The sequence below is a fragment of the Pseudomonas sp. AC463 genome (assembly GCF_979253585.1).
This window is the reverse complement of the sequence record NZ_CEEDDZ010000508.1, coordinates 1-279: the sequence shown is the minus strand read 5'-3', so window position 1 is coordinate 279 and position 279 is coordinate 1. Positions and strand designations below refer to the sequence as shown.

The 279-nt window shown below is 65.9% G+C and carries 1 protein-coding gene; it reads right to left on the bottom strand.

The window, feature by feature from the left end; genetic code table 11:
- Positions 1 to 279, bottom strand: a 279-nt coding sequence (locus AC0IYH_RS31175) for a hypothetical protein (RefSeq protein WP_471838070.1), incomplete at both ends; no start/stop codon positions are given.

The following is a 279-nucleotide window of genomic DNA, read 5'->3' as shown; positions in this document are numbered from 1 at the left end:
CGACGATCCGTGAAACTCATGCCGAAAAATCCGGGCAGGCTTCGTGCCGCCTCCTGATGCGGACGCGCCAGCCGCGTCAGCAACGCCATCGCCGGATGTGTGAACAGCGGCGGGTTCGTGCCCGCCACCGGCGTGTAGGTCTGGCTCATGATGGCCTGAAGCGTGATGTCGCCCGCCTGTATCGCCGCGGCCAAGCCCTCCGACACCTGACGTGCGGCATCGAGGCCGAAGCGAATATAGGGCCGGTCGGGAATGTCGGCGTCGCTTTCGGCCAGCATC